General features: G+C 70.3%; 12 protein-coding genes. 7 read left to right on the top strand and 5 right to left on the bottom strand.

All coding sequences use genetic code 11. The annotated features are described in order from the left end of the window. From GX015_RS04150 to GX015_RS04160, 3 genes are all read left to right on the top strand, one after another. The coding region (locus GX015_RS04150) for a tetrahydrofolate dehydrogenase/cyclohydrolase catalytic domain-containing protein (protein WP_291343008.1) at nucleotides 1-593 on the top strand (593 nt) is incomplete at its 5' end. Between the two features lie 9 nt (nucleotides 594-602). Further along, nucleotides 603-1,028 (top strand): DUF3017 domain-containing protein, encoded by a 426-nt coding sequence (locus GX015_RS04155; RefSeq protein ID WP_291343010.1) that lies wholly within the window; start codon nucleotides 603-605, stop codon nucleotides 1,026-1,028. Between the two features lie 20 nt (nucleotides 1,029-1,048). After that, nucleotides 1,049-1,492 carry a hypothetical protein gene (locus tag GX015_RS04160; RefSeq protein WP_291343011.1) on the top strand — a complete coding sequence of 148 codons (444 nt, stop codon included), beginning with the start codon at nucleotides 1,049-1,051 and terminating at the stop codon, nucleotides 1,490-1,492. Nucleotides 1,493-1,532: 40 nt separating this feature from the next. Here the strand turns inward: GX015_RS04160 and GX015_RS04165 are convergent, their stop codons facing one another. Continuing rightward, the gene (locus tag GX015_RS04165) at nucleotides 1,533-2,645 is read right to left on the bottom strand and encodes a homoserine O-acetyltransferase (RefSeq protein WP_291343013.1); all 1,113 of its coding nucleotides are present in this window, start codon (nucleotides 2,643-2,645) and stop codon (nucleotides 1,533-1,535) included. Nucleotides 2,646-2,690: 45 nt separating this feature from the next. Further along, entirely contained in the window at nucleotides 2,691-3,290 is a 600-nt protein-coding gene (locus tag GX015_RS04170) for a TetR/AcrR family transcriptional regulator (RefSeq protein ID WP_291343015.1), read from the bottom strand. Between the two features lie 105 nt (nucleotides 3,291-3,395). Here GX015_RS04170 and GX015_RS04175 point away from each other — a divergent pair, with 105 nt between their 5' ends. From GX015_RS04175 to GX015_RS04185, 3 genes are read left to right on the top strand one after another with little or no spacing between them, the layout of a single operon-like run. Then, the gene (locus GX015_RS04175; protein WP_291343018.1) at nucleotides 3,396-3,941 is read left to right on the top strand and encodes a DUF1707 domain-containing protein; all 546 of its coding nucleotides are present in this window, start codon (nucleotides 3,396-3,398) and stop codon (nucleotides 3,939-3,941) included. An 8-nt stretch (nucleotides 3,942-3,949) separates the two neighbouring features. Continuing rightward, the gene (locus GX015_RS04180; protein WP_291343020.1) at nucleotides 3,950-8,740 is read left to right on the top strand and encodes a DEAD/DEAH box helicase; all 4,791 of its coding nucleotides are present in this window, start codon (nucleotides 3,950-3,952) and stop codon (nucleotides 8,738-8,740) included. Next, the gene (locus GX015_RS04185; protein ID WP_291343022.1) at nucleotides 8,727-9,566 is read left to right on the top strand and encodes a DNA-formamidopyrimidine glycosylase family protein; all 840 of its coding nucleotides are present in this window, start codon (nucleotides 8,727-8,729) and stop codon (nucleotides 9,564-9,566) included. Before GX015_RS04180 ends, GX015_RS04185 begins: the two co-directional genes overlap by 14 nt. Before the next feature lie 53 nt (nucleotides 9,567-9,619). Here GX015_RS04185 and GX015_RS04190 read toward each other — a convergent pair whose 3' ends face one another. The 3 genes from GX015_RS04190 to GX015_RS04200 form a co-directional block, all read right to left on the bottom strand. Beyond that, complete coding sequence (locus GX015_RS04190) at nucleotides 9,620-10,948, bottom strand: O-acetylhomoserine/O-acetylserine sulfhydrylase (RefSeq protein WP_291343024.1); 1,329 nt, start codon at nucleotides 10,946-10,948, stop codon at nucleotides 9,620-9,622. A gap of 295 nt (nucleotides 10,949-11,243) precedes the next feature. Then, the gene (locus GX015_RS04195) at nucleotides 11,244-13,466 is read right to left on the bottom strand and encodes an NADP-dependent isocitrate dehydrogenase (RefSeq protein ID WP_291343025.1); all 2,223 of its coding nucleotides are present in this window, start codon (nucleotides 13,464-13,466) and stop codon (nucleotides 11,244-11,246) included. 297 nt (nucleotides 13,467-13,763) lie between these two features. Further along, nucleotides 13,764-15,056, bottom strand: a complete 1,293-nt coding sequence (locus GX015_RS04200; protein WP_291343026.1) for a hypothetical protein — start codon at nucleotides 15,054-15,056, stop codon at nucleotides 13,764-13,766. Nucleotides 15,057-15,264: 208 nt separating this feature from the next. Between GX015_RS04200 and GX015_RS04205 the strand changes: the two genes are divergently transcribed. Beyond that, nucleotides 15,265-16,423, top strand: a 1,159-nt coding sequence (locus GX015_RS04205) for an MFS transporter (RefSeq protein WP_291343027.1), incomplete at its 3' end; no start/stop codon positions are given.

Below are 16,423 nucleotides of genomic sequence, written 5' to 3' on the forward strand. Positions count from 1 at the left end.
ACGACGCCTGCACCGGCTACATCGTGCAGCTGCCGCTGCCGAAGCACCTCGACGAGAACCGCATCCTGGGCCTCATCGACCCGGACAAGGACGCCGACGGCCTGCACCCGGTGAACCTGGGCAAGCTCGTGCTCAACGAGCCCGCCCCGCTGCCGTGCACCCCGAACGGGTCGATCCACCTGCTGCGCCGCTTCGGCGTGGAGCTGGCCGGCGCGAAGGTGTGCGTCATCGGCCGCGGCGTCACGGTGGGCCGGCCGATCGGCCTGATGCTCACCCGCCGCAGCGAGAACTCCACGGTCACCCTGTGCCACACGGGCACGAAGGATCTGGCGGCGGAGACGAAGCAGGCGGACATCATCATCGCCGCGGCGGGCAAGCCGCACATGCTCACCGCCGACATGGTCAAGCCGGGTGCCGCGGTCCTCGACGTGGGCGTGTCCCGCCTCGACGGCAAGCTCGCCGGCGACGTCCACCCCGACGTCTGGGAGGTCGCCGGGGCCGTGTCCCCGAACCCGGGCGGCGTCGGCCCGCTCACGCGCGCCTTCTTGGTGCGCAACGTCGTCGAGCGCGCCGAGCGCCTGGCGGGCCTGTAGGGGGTTCGCTTGACGACGCCGCGCCACGACCGTTCACCCCGCCCGTCCGAGGGTGGGGCGGTGCGGTTCGGCGCGCGCGAAATCGCGAGACGCGCGGACCCCGGGAAGCTGCCCGACCCGAAGGTCAACCCCCATACTCCGGATGAGCCGGCGCCGGGGGAGCAGTGGTCCGAGCGCACCCGGTGGGTGCTGTTCGGGCTGCTGTTCTTCGGGCTGGGCGCGTCGCTGGTGTTCCTCGGGTTGGAGCGGTGGCGGCGGGCGACGTTCATGCTCGGGCTGACGATGATGTACCTGGGCGTGCTGCGGCAGTACCTGCCGGATTCGCTGCTCGGCGTCTTCAGCGTGCGGTCCCGCAAATTCGACCTGTGGTTCTGCCTGCTCATCGGCGGCGGCATGGTGTTCCTGGCCAGCTCCGTGGACGCGTTGGGGAGCTGATCGACGTGAACACGGATCGCATGGAACCTGTGGAGGGGGAGAACTGCGCCGTCTCCGGGCGCCGCGGCCCCTGCCCGGGACGGGCGCCGCTGATCGCCTACACGTGGCTGGCGTGCGTGCTCGTGCCGGTGGCCGTGTACGTCATCGCCTCCGGCATCCCGGTCGACGACACCGCGGGCATGCTGGTCATGTACATGTGGTTGCCGTCGTTCGTGCTGTCCAACGGAATGCTGGCGGTGTACATCGGGCAGATCCCGCCGCGCATCATGCGGCCGGCGCGCTGCCTGGTCATGTGGTTGTTCGTCCTGGCCTTCCACGCCGTGTTCATCGCAGGTGCGGTCATGCGCGTCGAGCACGAGATAGCCGGCCTGGCGGCGAAAGCCGCGTTCTTCGGCACCGTCGGCGCCTACGCCGTCACCATGGCGGTGGTCGTGGCGAACATCCGGGCGGGCCAGCCGTCGTAAAGCGGTCCGTTCCAGACGGACGTTCGCCGGATTCCGGCCGCTAGACCTCGGCCGCGAGGAAACCGCGGACGATGCCGTCGACGCGCTCGAACTCGGTGAGGAACCCGTCGTGGCCGACGGCCGACTCGATCTTCTCCAGACCCATGCAATTGCCCAGGTTCCGGGCCAGGTGCTCCTGCTGGTGGAAGGGGTACAGGATGTCGGTGTCGACGCCCGCGACGAGCGTGGGCACCGTCGACGCGGCCAGGGCGTCGTTCATGCCGCCGCGGCCGCGCCCGATGTCGTGGCGGTTGAGGGTGTCGGTGAGCACGACGTAGGAGCCGGCGTCGAAGCGGGCGGCGAGCTTGTCGGCCTGGTGGTCGAGGTAGCTCTCCACCTGGAAGCGGTCGCCGGTGCGCATCGGGCCCAGCGGATTCTCGCCCGGCTGGGCGGCCGTGCCGAAGCGGTCGTCCATCTCCAGCTCGCCGCGGTACGTCAGGTGCGCGACCCTGCGGGCGAAACCGAGTCCGTTGACCGGCTTGTCACCGGTGGCGTAGTAGTCGCCGCCGTGCCACGCGGGGTCATTCTCGATGAACTGGATCTGCGCGGACTGGATGCCGATCTGCCAGGCGCTGGCGCGGGCGCCGACGCACAGCACCAGCGCGCGGCCGACCTCGTCGGGGTGCATCAGCGACCACTCCAGGGTGCGCGCGCCGCCCAGCGAACCGCCGAGGACGGCCACGATCGATTCGATGCCGATCGCCCGCAGCGCCATGCGCTCGACGGTGACGGTGTCGCGCACCGAAATCGCCGGGAACCGCGACCCCCACGCGCCGCCGTCCGGGTGCTCCGACGAGGGGCCCGTCGTGCCGCGGCAGCCGCCGATGACGTTCGTGCAGATGATGCAGAACCGGTCGGTGTCCAGGGCGCGGCCCGAGCCGATCATGCCGTTCCACCAGCCCGCCGTCGGATGTTCCTCGTCGCACGGGCCGGACGCGTGCGCGTCGCCCGTCAGTGCGTGCTGCAGCAGAATGACGTTCGACGCGTCGGCGTTGAGGCGCCCCCATCGCTCGTAGGCGACGGTGACGTCCTGGATCGTGGCGCCGGCCTCGGTGGTGACGTCGCCGATCTGGACGTACCCGGGCCGGCCTTCGGGCGGGAGAGTGATGTTCATCAGGTCAAAGACTACTTGGTCTAGGGGGCCCCGGGAAGCATCGGCTCAGGCCCCGTGCCCCCTCGCGGAACCGCCCGCGTTGTCGTCTGCGACCGCCAGTCGGGCCAGTTGCTTGTCGACGAGGGCCCGCCCGCGTTCGGCGGTCATCCGGTCCGGTTCAGTGAGGCGGGCCACGGCGATGCCGTCGAGCGTCGCCAGCAGCAGCGCCGCCTCCTCCGCATCGCCCACTGCGGCGGCGAGGTTGTCCTCCACCTGCTGCCACGCCTCGCGGTACCCGGGGGCGGCCGGGCCGCCCGTGGCGGCGATGCCGGCGAAGGCCATCCATGCCGCCGTGGCCTCCCGCGTCCGTTCCGAATCGTCGGCGCAGCCCGCCAGCAGGTGACAGGCGGCGCGGAAACGCTCGGTGGGGGAGCCGATTCCGGTGACCGTCGCCTCGAGCGTTTCCCGGAACAATTCTGCCGTGTGCTCGTAGGCGGCGGCGATGAGTTCGTCGCGCGTCTTGAAGTGGTGCTGCACCGCACCGGCCGACAATCCCGCCTCCGTGGCGACCTTGCGCACGGTGGCGTGTTCCGCGCCCCGGTTGGCGAGGAGGGACGTCGCGGCGTCGAGAATCTGTTCTCGAGTCGTGGCGGAGTCCCTGGTCATGCTCCTACCGTAGGCTGTGACCGCGAAAAAATACAACCGTATTGACGGCGCCGGAAATCAGTTGCATAATGGCTCAAAACCATACGAACGTATTGGAGAAGGGCCATGAACGACATCTCGCGCACCAACGACCCGTCCACCGACGCCGTGCCCGTCGCGGCCTCATTCGTCGGCGGCTCCCGCCGTCTCTCCGATTCGGAACGGGCCACCGCGCTGGACGCACTCGGGGCCCACCTGACCGAGGGGCGGATCGACGTCGCCGAGTTCGACGACCGATCCGCCGTCGTCGCCGGTGCGACCCGCGAATCCGACTTGCATCCCGCCTTCGAGGGGCTGGGCGGGCTGCCCGCGGCGTTGGCGCCCAAGGAGTCCCCGGACGCCGAGCTGGAGCGGATCCGCTCCCGCGGGCGCGTCGTGGAGAACATCGACTGGATCGGCGTGGCGCTGGCCATCGGTCTCGGCGCCCTGTTCATGGCCACGGGTTGGGCCCCGCCCGGATTCGCGTTGCTGGCCATCGCAGTGTGCTCCATCGGCGGTCGCATCGTGTTCGACTTCGACGAGGACACCGAATACGAGGCCCTGAAGAAGGCCGACCGCCGCAAGCGCCTCGACCGCATCGAGGGCGCCCGCGATCCGGGGGCCGGTGTTTAATCGGGGTCATGCCCGCATCTCCCACCCCGGATCCGTTGGGCCGGTTCACCCCATCGGTCGCGACCTGGTTCCGCGACGTCTTCGCCGAGCCGACGGAGGTCCAGGTCGGCGCGTGGAAGGCGATTTCCGGGGGCGAGAATGCCCTCGTCGTGGCACCGACCGGCTCCGGCAAGACGCTGGCGGCGTTCCTGTGGGCCATCGATTCGCTGGTCGCCGGGCACGGGGCGGGCGGGGATTCGTCGGGCGGCTCATCGGCCCCGGGGAAGGCCGACCGCGGTTCGTCCGACCGCGGCGTGCGGGTGCTCTACATTTCCCCGCTCAAGGCCCTCGGCGTCGACGTGGAGAACAACCTCCGGGCGCCGCTGACCGGCATCAACCGCGTCGCGGCCCGGCTGGGGCGGGAGCCCGCGGAGGTGTCCGTGGCGGTCCGGTCGGGCGACACGACGCCGTCCGAGCGTGCGCGGCAGGTCCGCAACCCACCGGACATCCTCATCACGACGCCGGAGTCGCTGTACCTGCTGCTGACGTCGAAGGCGCGCGAGGTTTTGGGCACGGTCGACACGGTCATCGTCGATGAGATTCACGCGTTGGCGGGGACGAAGAGGGGAGTCCATCTCGCTCTGAGCCTCGAGCGCCTGGAGCGCCTGGCCGGCCGGGAAATCCAGCGCATCGGTTTGTCGGCGACCGTCCGCCCGCTGAAAACCGTGGCGCAGTTCCTCGGCGGTGCCCGTCCCGTCGAGATCATCGATCCGCCGTCCCGGAAGGAGTGGGAGCTCCGGGTCCGCGTGTCGGTCGAGGACATGTCCGACCTGCAGGATCAGCCGGTCCAGGCCCGCGATTCGCTTTTCGACGGCCCCCCGCTCGACTCATTTGATCTGCAAGACACGAAGGAACCAACGGACCCCCAAGACCCTCTCGCCGCCCCCGAATCCGCGCTGCCCCCTGGCGCCAGGGAATCCGCGCTGCCGACGCAGTCGTCGATCTGGCCCCACATCGAGGAGCAGGTCTACGACGAGATCGCGGGCCACCGGTCGACGCTGGTGTTCGTCAACTCCCGCCGCACCGCCGAGCGCCTGACCAGCCGGCTCAACGAGCTCCACGCCCTGCGCCATGATCCGGAGTCGCTGTCTCCGGAGCTGCGCCGCCCGCCGGCGCAGATCATGAAGGCGACGGACGTCGCCGGCACCGCCCCCGCGGCCTTCGCCCGCGCCCACCATGGGTCGGTGTCGAAGGACGAGCGCGCCACCATCGAGTCGATGCTCAAGGAGGGCACGCTGCGCGCGGTGGTCTGCACCAGCTCCCTGGAGCTGGGCATCGACATGGGCGCGGTGGAGAAGGTCATCCAGGTCGAGTCCCCGCCGTCGGTCGCATCGGGCCTGCAGCGGGTGGGCCGCGCCGGGCATGTGGTGGGGGCGGTGTCGAAGGGCACGTTCTACCCGAAGCATCGCGCGGATCTGCTCCAGACGGCGGTGGTCGTCGACCGCATGCGGGAGGGGCTCATCGAGGAACTCCACGTGCCCGCGAACGCACTCGACGTGCTGGCCCAGCACACGGTCGCGGCGGTGGCGATGGATGACCTCGCCGCCGACGACTGGTTCGACGCGGTCACCGCCGCCCACCCGTACCGAGAGCTGTCCCGCGGGCTTTTCGACGCCGTCATCGACCTCGTCTCCGGCGTCTATCCGTCGACGGACTTCGCCGAACTGCGGCCGCGCGTGGTCTACGACCGCATCACCGGCGTGCTCTCGGCCAGGCCGGGCGCCCAGCGCACCGCGGTCATCAACGGCGGCACGATCCCGGATCGCGGCATGTTCGGGGTCTTCCTCGCCGGCGGCGGTGACGGGGCGCCGCGCCGCGTCGGCGAGCTCGACGAGGAGATGGTCTACGAGTCCCGCGTCGGCGACGTCTTCACCCTCGGCGCCTCCAGTTGGCGGATCGCGGAGATCGATCGCGATCGCGTCCTGGTCACGCCCGCTCCCGGGCACACGGGGCGCTTGCCGTTCTGGACGGGCGATCAGCCGGGGCGTCCCGCGGAGCTGGGCCGGGCGCTGGGTGCTTTTCGACGTCTCGCCGCAGCCGATGACTCCGTCCTCGAGGGGCTCGGCCTGGACGAGTGGGCCCGCGGCAACCTCGCCGCGTATTTGAAGGACCAGGCGCAGGCCACCGGGCTGATCCCCGACGAGAAGACGCTGGTGCTGGAGCGTTTCCGCGATGAGCTCGGCGACTGGCGCGTCGTCCTGCACAGTCCCTACGGCAGGGGCGTCAACGCCGCGTGGGCCCTGGCCGTCGGCGCGAAGTTCTCGGAGGCCACGGGGATGGACGCGCAACCGGTGGCCTCCGACGACGGCATCGTGCTGCGGATCCCGGATTCGGCCTCGGAGCCGTCGTCGGACCTGTTCCTCATCGACGCCGGCGAGGTCGAGTCGATCGTCGCCGAGCAGGTCGGCAATTCCGCGCTCTTCGCCTCCCGGTTCAGGGAGTGCGCGGCCCGCGCCCTGCTGCTGCCCAGCCGCAATCCCGGCAAGAGGGCGCCGTTGTGGCAGCAGCGGCAGCGCTCGGCGCAGTTGCTGGACGTCGCCAGGCAGTACCCGACGTTCCCCATCGTGCTGGAGACGGTGCGGGAATGCCTGCAGGACGTCTACGACCTGCCCGCGCTGGTGGAGTTGTGCGGGAACCTGCGCGAGCGCACCGTCCGCGTGGCCGAGGTGACCACGGAGACGGCCAGCCCCTTCGCCTCGTCGATCCTGTTCACCTACACCGGCGCCTTCATGTACGAGGGCGACAGTCCGTTGGCGGAGAAGCGGGCGGCGGCGCTGGCGCTGGATGCCGCCCTGCTCACCCAACTCCTCGGCGGGGTGGAACTGCGCGATCTGCTGGATCCCGAGATCATCGCCGAGGTGGACGCCGATCTGCGCAGGCGGTCGGATCGTCGCAAGGCAACCACCGCCGAGCAGCTCATCGACGCCCTGCGGGTCCTGGGACCCGTGCCGCTGGCGGAGCTCGGCCTGGTTTCCGAAGTCTCGGCGGAGGAGGCGGTGCGGGAGCTGGGCCGCCGCATCATGCGGGTGCGCATCGCCGGCGTCGAGCACGTCGCGCAATCGCTCGATGCGGCTTTGCTTCGCGACGGCCTCGGCGTGCCCGTGCCACCCGGCATCCCCGTGGCGCCCGACCTCGTGCCCGATGCACTCGAGCAGCTCGTCGCCAGATGGGCCAGGACGCGCGGGCCGTTCACGCGCGATGACGTGGGCGAGGCGTTCGGGCTGGCGGCGAGCGTGGCGCATTCGATCGTGGGCGGGCTCGTGGCGTCGAAGACCCTGGTGCAGGGGCGGTATCGGCGGGGCGTCGACGAGGCCGAGTTCCTCGCGCCCGAGGTGCTGAAGACCATCCGGTCGCGATCGCTGGCGGCCGCCCGCGCCCAGACCGAGCCGGTCAGCCCGTCGACTTTCGGACGCTTCCTGCCGCAGTGGCAGCAGGTCGCGCCGGTTCTGCCCGCCGGGCGCGCGCCCGAACTGCGCGGCGCCGATGGAGTGTTCGCCGTCGTCGAGCAGCTGGCCGGGGTGCGTCTGCCGGCCTCGGCGTGGGAGACGCTGGTGCTGCCGCAGCGGGTGCGCGGGTATCAGCCGCGCGACCTGGACGAACTGACGGCCAATGGCGAAGTCCTCGTCGTCGGCGCGGGCAGTGCCGGTGCCGCGGACCCGTGGGTGATGCTGCTGCCGGCCGACTACGCGGCGCAGCTCGTCGATGTCCCCGATGGCGATGACTTGGCTGCGCTCGGCCCGCTCCAGCAACGGATACTCGACGTGCTCGCCGACGGTGGCGGAGGTGGGTTCCTCTTCAGCCTCATCGCGCAGCACGTCGGGTCGGGGGAGGGGGCGGCCGAGATCCGCGAGGCCCTGTGGTCGCTGTTCGAGCTCGGCCTGGTCAGCCCCGATGGGTTCGCGCCCCTGCGGGCACGTCTGAGCAGGGGCTCCGGTGGGCGCACCGCGCATCGGGCGCGGCGGACCCCCGCACGTGGGCGCCTGCGGATGGGGCGCACCAGCTTCGCGCAGGCCCAGCAGGCGATGGCCCCGCCCGACATGGTGGGCCGCTGGTCGCCGACGATCGCCGCCGACGACTCGGCCACCGCACGGGGCGTCGCGCACGGCGAGGCGTGGCTCGACCGCTACGGCGTGGTCACCCGGGGCAGCGTCGTGGCAGAGGCGACGGTGGGCGGCTTCGCTCTGGCCTACGGGGTGCTGTCGCGGTTCGAGGAGGCCGGCAAGGCCATGCGCGGCATGGTCATCGACGGACTCGGTGCGGCGCAGTTCTCGACCCCGGCCGTGATCGACCGGCTGCGCGGCCTGGCGGATTCGCCCGACGTCGAAGGGTGGCCTTCTGGCGCGGAGTTCCCCGAGGTGCACGTGCTGTCCGCCGTCGACCCCGCCAACCCCTACGGCGCCGCCTTGCCCTGGCCGGAGCGAGGGCCGACGAGGTCCGCGGGTGGTCTGGTAGTGCTCGTCGACGGTCTCCTCTCCGCCCACCTCACCCGCGGCGGGCGAACGCTGACCGTGTTCGATCCGCCTCCCGGGCTCGATCACGGCGACGTGCTGCCGTTGGTCGTCGGCGGTCTGGAGGAGGCGATCGGGCGCGGGATGGTCTCGCGCATCGTCGTGGAAAAAGTCGTCGCCGGAAAGGTCGGCGCCGAGGCCGTCATCGGATCGGATTGGGCGACTCTGCTGCGGGCCGCCGGCGCCCGGATCACGCCGAAGGGTGTGCGCATCGGCGGCGCGGGATCGGCGGGCGGCCATGCCCGAGGGTGATTCCGTCTACCGGCTGGCGCACCGGATGCAGTTCCTGGTGGGCCGCGAGGTCCTGTCCACGAGCATCCGGGTCCCCGCCTTCGCCGTGGCCTCCTTCGATGGACGGGCGGCGGACGAGGTCTGGCCCGTCGGCAAGCATCTGTTCATGCGCTTCGGCGACGACGTGCTGCAGACCCACCTGAGGATGGAGGGAACCTGGTCCGTGCATCGGCTGGGCACGCGGTGGCGCAAACCGGGGCACACCGCCAGAGTCGTGCTCGCCGTCGATGGTGCTCCGGAGGCCACGCCGATCGAGGTCGTCGGGCATGAGCTCGGCCTGGTCCGGGTGTTTCCCGTCGCCGAGTACGACGAGCGCGTCGCCGGTTTCGGCCCGGACGTCCTGGGCACGGAGTGGCCGACCGGCGGGCGCGAGGAGGCGCGGCGACGGCTGCTGGCCGATCCTGGCCGGGCGGTGGGTCTGGCGCTGTTGGACCAGCGGGTGCTGGCGGGAGTCGGCAACGAGTACCGCGCGGAGATCTGCTTCCTGTCCGGGGTGCATCCCACGACCCCGGTGGGCGACGTGGACGTCGACAAGATCCTGGACCTCACGCGTCGGCTGATGTGGGCGAACCGGTTGTCGCCGGTCCGCGTGATCACCGGGGACAAACGGCCCGGCCACACCAGCTACGTTTTCGGCCGCAATCGCCGGGCGTGCCGGCGCTGCGGCACGCCCATCGTGAAGGGCACGCTGGGCGGGGAGCCGGGCGGTGACCCGGGCCGGGATTTCGAGCGCATCATCTGGTGGTGCCCGACGTGCCAACCCCCGCCCGCCCGCGGCGCGGGCTGAGACGGGGGTCGGGTCGGGGGCCGAGATGGGGCTCGGCGGCAGGGGAGTGCCGGCTACTTGCCGAGCGCCGCGAACGCGCCCTCGAGGTCGGCGATGATGTCGTCGACGTTCTCGATGCCCACCGCGAGGCGGATCGTCGCCTGGGAAATGCCGGCACGGGTCAGGCCGTGCTCGTCGGACTGCGAGTGCGTGGTCGTCGCCGGGTGGACGACCAGGGAGCGGACGTCGCCGATGTTGGCCACGTTGGAGTGCAGTTTCAGCGCATCGACGAAGGCCCACGCCTCCGCGGTGCCCGCGCCCTCCAGATCGAAGGACAGCACGCCGCCGGCGCCGGCCAGGCCCAGCTTCTCCTTCGTCGCGTGCCACGGGGAGGAGGACAGGCCCGCGTAGTTGACCTTCGCCACGCCCGCGCGGCCCTCGAGGTACTCGGCGACCTTCTGCGCGTTGGAGTTGTGGCGCTCGATGCGCAGCGCCAGGGTGTCCAGGCCCTGCGCCAGGATCCAGGCGTTGAACGGGGCCGGGGCGGCGCCGGTGTCGCGCAGGATGCCGGCGCGGGCGCGCAGCGCGAACGCCGGGGCACCCAGGTCGGCGAACTTCAGGCCGTGGTACGCCTCGTCGGCCTCGGTGAAGTTCGGGTGCACGTCGCCGCGGCCCTCGCGGGTCTGCGTCCAGTCGAACTTGCCGCCGTCGACCAGGATGCCGCCGAGCGCCGAGCCGTTGCCGGTCAAGTACTTGGTGGTCGAGGACACGACGATGTCGGCGCCGAGCTCCAGCGGGCGCAGCAACGCCGGGGTGGCAACCGTGTTGTCCACGATCAGCGGGACGTTGTTGCGGTGCGCGACCTCCGCGACCACCGGGACGTCGAGGACGTCGGCCTGCGGGTTGGCGATCGTTTCGGCGAAGAAGCCCACGGTGTTGTCCTGCACCGCGGCCTGCCACGACTCCGGGTCATCCGGGTTCTCCACGAACGTCGCCGTGATGCCCAGGCGCGGCAGCGTCACCTTGAACAGCGTCTCCGTGCCGCCGTAGAGGCGCGGCGACGTGACGATGTGGTCGCCCGCCCGCGCCAGCGTCAGAATCGCGGCGGTCTCGGCCGCCTGGCCGGAGGCGAACAGCACGCCGGCGACGCCGCCCTCGAGGTTGGCCAGCCGCTGCTCGACCGCGTCGACCGTGGGGTTGGTCAGGCGGGAGTAAATCGGGCCGGCGTCGGAGAGGTTGAAGCGGTTCGCGGCGTGCTCGGCGGAGTCGAACACGTAGGAGGTGGTGTTGTAGATCGGCAGGTTCCGCGAGCTGGTCTGCGCGTCGGGGGACTGGCCGACGTGGATGGCGCGGGTCTCCAGCGCCCAATCGGCGGCACCGGAGTTGTCGTAGCGGGTGGTCATGGCGGAAGTCCTTTCGTCATCGCGCCGCGTAACACTTGCGCGGCGCACTCCCGCAACCGTAATGAACCGAGCTGTCTAGTGCAAGGCAATGGTGAAATCCGCCGGTGACGGGACGGCGAACCATGCGGTACGGCCTGCCCGGTGGGTCCGGGCGGACGCTCGGGGACGGGCCGTCGGCAAGCAAGAACCTTGCTTGGCGACGTCCCGCGCACGCGAAAGCGCCCCGCCTCCCGGAAGGGAAGCGGGGCGCTCTGCCGTCGGGAGCTCCGGTGGGGGAGCGCCCGATCAGGTGAAACTACTTGCGCAGGCCGTCGATGATCTCGTTGAACTCGGCGGACGGGCGCATGACGGCGTTGGCCTTCTCGTCGTCCGGCAGGAAGTAGCCGCCGAGGTCGGCGGGCTCGCCCTGGACGTCGAGCAGGGTCTGGGCGATGGACTCCTCCTTGGCGGCGAGCGCCTCGGCGACCGGGCCGAAGGTCTCCTTCAGCTCGGCGTTGTCGTCCTGCGCCGCCAGCTCCTGCGCCCAGTACAGGGCCAGGTAGAAGTGCGAGCCGCGGTTGTCGATCTCGCCGACCTTGCGCGACGGGGACTTGCCGTTCTCCAGCAGCTTGGAGGTGGCGCGGTCCAGGGCGTCGGCCAGGACGTTGGCGCGCGGGTCGCCGTCATGCGAACCGGCGTAACGCAGCGACTCGGCCAGGGCCAGGAACTCGCCGAGAGAATCCCAACGGAGGTGGTTCTCCTCCTCGACCTGCTGGACGTGCTTCGGGGCGGAGCCGCCGGCGCCGGTCTCGAACAGGCCGCCGCCCGCCATCAGCGGAACGACGGAGAGCATCTTCGCCGAGGTGCCCAGCTCCATGATCGGGAACAGGTCGGTGAGGTAGTCGCGCAGCACGTTGCCGGTGACGGAAATGGTGTCCTTGCCCTCGCGGATGCGCTCGACCGAGAACTTCGTGGCGGCCACCGGGTCCATGATGCGGATGTCCAGGCCCTCGGTGTCGTGGTCCTGCAGGTACTCCTCGACCTTGGTGATCAGGTTCGCGTCGTGGGCGCGGGCCGGATCCAGCCAGAAGACGGCCGGGTCGCCGGTGGCGCGGGCGCGGTTAACGGCCAGCTTCACCCAGTCGCGGACCGGGGCGTCCTTGGTCTGGCAGGAGCGCCAGATGTCGCCGCGGGCGACGTGGTGCTCGATGAGGACGTCGCCGTCGGAGTTGATGACCTGCAGCACGCCGTTCTCGGGCAGCTGGAAGGTCTTGTCGTGCGAGCCGTACTCCTCGGCCTTCTGGGCCATGAGGCCGACGTTCGGGACGGTGCCCATGGTGGTCGGGTCGTAGGCGCCGTTGGCGCGGCAGTCGTCGATGACGGCCTGGTAGACGCCGGCGTAGGAGGAGTCGGGGATCACCGCGAGGGTGTCCTTCTCCTCGCCGCTCGGGCCCCAGCCCTTGCCGCCATTGCGGATCAGCGCCGGCATGGAGGCGTCGACGATGACGTCCGAGGGGACGTGCAGGTTGGTGATGCCCTTGTCGGAGTTGACCATGTACAGCGCCGGGCCGTCGGCCAGGTCGCGCTCGATGGCGGCCTTGACGGCGGAAGCGGTGCCGCCGTCGAGCTTGTGCAGGCCGTCGAGGATGGCGCCGATGCCGTAGTCCGGGGTGAGGTTCACGGAGGCCAGCTTGGCCTCGAACTTCGGGTACACGGACGGGAAGAACGCCTTGATGACCTCGCCGAAGATCAGCGGGTCGGAGACCTTCATCATGGTGGCCTTCAGGTGCACGGAGAACAGGACGTCCTCGCGCTTGGCCTTCTTGATCTGCGACTTCAGGAAGGACGACAGGATCTGGGCGTTGATGCCGGTGCCGTCGATGATCTCGCCCTTGAGGACCGGCATGTCCTTCTTCAGCACGATCTCGTGGCCGTCGTCGGTCTCGAGGAGGTAGGTGAGCTTGTCGTCCTGCTCCATGATCACGGACTTCTCGTTGTGGCGGAAGTCGTTGGAGGCCATGGTGGCCACGTTGGTCTTGGAGTCGGAGGGCCACTCGCCCATGCGGTGCGGGTGCTTGCGGGCGAAGTTCTTCACGGCCTCCGGAGCGCGGCGGTCGGAGTTGCCCTCGCGCAGGACCGGGTTGACGGCGGAACCCTTGACCTTGTCGAACTTGGCGCGGTCCTCGCGGTCCTCCTCGGTCTCCGGCTGCGACAGGTACTTCGGGATGTCGTAGCCCTTCTCCTGCAGCTCGGCGACGGCGCGCTTGATCTGCGGGATGGACGCCGAGATGTTCGGCAGCTTGATGATGTTGGCCTCGGGCTCCTTCACCAGCTCGCCCAGGGCGGACAGCTCATCGTCGATACGCTGGTCCTCGTCGAGGCGCTCCGGGAACTGGGAGATGATGCGTGCGGCGAGGGAGATGTCGCGGGTCTCGACGTCGATGCCCGCCTGTGCGGCGAACGCCTCGACGATGGGCTTCAGCGAGTAGGTCGCGAGAAGCGGCGCCTCGTCGGTGCGGGTCCAGATGATCGTGGCCATGTGGTGGGTTCTCCTATTTGGTGCAGGATCCGTGGAAAATCTACGAACTGTTGCAGACCACGATAACGCACTTCGCCGATTCGCTTCAGTGGGCGAAATGCACCCCTACCTGCGGTGTGACCTGCGCAACTCCGGGTTGTGCCGCAGGTCACGGGTTATTCCCGCGACATTTGCTTGGCGACGCCCGCGTTATGAAATCCGCCCATTACTAATTACAGACACAAAACTACCCCCGCGATGGGGAGGACGGCGGGGAAGCCGTCCGCCGTCGCGGGGGTCGTCGGGCGGGGAACCGGACTACTGCTCCGGGCGGCCGAACTGCGGCGGCTGCTGGCCCTGCTGGCTCTGCTGCCCGTACTGGCCGAACTGGCCGTACTGCTGCTCGCCGTAGGGCTGTGCGCCGAACTGGGGAGTCTGCTGCTGACCCTGCTGGTTCTGCTGGCCGTACTGCTGCCCGCCGAACTGCGGGGCCTGCTGCTGGCCGTACTGGCTCTGCTGGCCGTACTGCGGGGCGCCGTGCTGGGGCGCGACCGGCTTGGGCTTGGCCACGTAATTGCCGGCGAGCCAGGCACGGGTGTCGGGGAGCAGTGCGAGCACCGCGACAGCGACCCAGGCGAAGAAGAGGAGGGTGCCCACGGTGACGGACAAGCTTCGCGACAGATCCAGGACGACGTCGGTGACCGAGGAGCTGAGGTACATGATTGCCATGGCGATCGGGGTGACCGTCAGGGGGATGATCGCGGTGGAATCCTTGCCGCGCAGCACCTTCGGAATGAGGAATCCGGCGAGGAGGACGGACAACAGGTGCACGACCGCGGACCCCACGGAGGTGTAGCTGTCCGCCAGCATGAGCAGGATTCCGACCAGGGTCATCAGGACACCGAAAGCGCCGATGCCGGCGAGCGTGAACACGAGGCCCTTCGCGGTCCCGGGAACCGAATCCATGAGCTGCTTGAGGCTGCCGGGAGCGGCCGCGGGGCGCTGCTGCGCCTGATCCATCTGCCCCATCTGCTGAGCCTGCTGGGGCTGCTGCGGCTGGTACGGCTGCGGCGAGTCGTGCTGGGCGGACGACGACGCCGCCGTCGCCCCCGCGAAAGCCGGAGCGGACATCCCGGCCGGGGCACCCGATGCGGTCGCGCCGGTCTCCGCCGCCGAATCCGTGGATCCGGAGGCATCGGAGGATTCGGGGGACTCGGGGGAGCCCGCGGAGTAGGAGGCCTCGCCGGAGCCGTTGACCGCCGGAATAACGGACGTCGCCTGATCGTCGTGGGCGCCCGGTCCCTGCGGGGAGTATCCAGCCGACTGCGCCGGCTCATCGGGGAAGGCGCCGGCGGATGCGAGGGCGCGGAGCTCCGGGATGCCCATCCGCGGCGCCGACTCGTCGGTGAGCCGGCCGTCGTACTTCGAGCGGATGCGGTCGTCGCCGAGCACCGACAGCGCGACGGAGTTTTCCTGCACGCGCGCGTCGTGGGCGGCGACGCCGTCGCGCTTGAGTCCCTCGAGGGTCTCGAGGATCGTCGACCTGATGTCCGACGTCGAGGAATCCTTGTCGAGGCCGAGGCTCTCGTAGAAGTCGTAGTGCGCGTTCACGCGGGTCCTTTCGCAGATGGGCCGGGGGTCGGCGGAATGCCGCGCGGGAGGCGCGGAGCACGATTGTTCACGATAACCAACCTCCCGGGCATCCGCTATGATGACCGGTTTCCTCCGGGTGACCCCATAACCTGCGGATTCGTCGCCCGGACCAGCACTTTGACCGTATCGATCAAGTACGTTCGCTCACCCGCACCCGGGAGGATCATTGCCCAAGACCGCTCACGCACAGTCATTCTCGTCACATCGGCGGCCCGTGCCGCGCCAGGACGACGTGTCCGACGCCCGCCGCAACTGGGTCGTCGCGGCCCTGTCCGTCGGCGCCTTCGGCATCGGCGTCACGGAGTTCGTCGCCATGGGCCTGCTGCCGTACATCGCGGCGGACTTCGGCCGCAGCGAAGCCGAATCCGGCGCGGTCATTTCGATGTACGCCCTCGGCGTCGTCGTCGGTGCCCCGCTGATCACGGTGCTCACGGGTTCGGTGCCGCGCCGGCGCATGCTGTTGCTGCTGATGGCGGCGTTCACGGTGGGCAACGCCGCCACCGTGTGGGCGGGTTCGCTGGGCTCCTTCGGGGCGGTGATGGCCTCCCGGTTCATCGCGGGCATCCCGCATGGCGCGTACTTCTCCGTCGCCGCGCTCGTGGCCGCATCCCTGGCCGCGCCGGGCAAACGCGGCCGCGCCGTCGCCCTGTCGGGGATGGGGCTGTCGGTGGCCACGGTCGCCGGCGTGCCCGCCGCCCAGGCGCTGGGCCAGCAGTTCGGGTGGCGCTCCGCCTTCGTGCTCGTCGCGGTCATCGGCGTCGCGGCGCTGGTGGCCCTGTGGTTCGCGGTTCCGCACATGAACCGCATGCCCGCCACCCGTCCGCTGGAGGAGCTCGGCGCACTGGCCACCCCGCAGGTGTGGTTCACCGTCGCCATCGGCACCGTCGGCTTCGGCGGCATGTTCGCGGTGTACACGTACATCACGTGGACGATGACGGAGGTCGGCGGCTTCGCGGAGAACCTCATGTGGCTGGTGCTCATGGCCTATGGCGTGGGCATGGTCGCGGGCACGTACCTCGGCGGCTGGGTCAGCGACCGCGTCGGCGACATGGGCCTGCTGTGGACGCTGGTCGCCATGGCCGTCGCGTTGGTGGCGTTCTACTTCACCGCCCCGCTGGGCTGGGTCGCGGTGATCAACTTCGGCGTGATCGGCATGCTCGGCTCGACGCTGGTTCCGAACTTGCAGACCCGCCTCATGGACGTCGCGGGCCGCGCCCAGACGCTGGCCGCCGCGCTGAACCAGGCGGCGCTGAACATGGCCAACGCCGGTGGCGCGGCGATCGGCGGCGCGGTCATCGCCGCGGGCATGGGCTACCGCGCCCCGG

The organism is Corynebacterium sp. (assembly GCF_012837295.1).
Lineage (GTDB): Bacteria > Actinomycetota > Actinomycetes > Mycobacteriales > Mycobacteriaceae > Corynebacterium.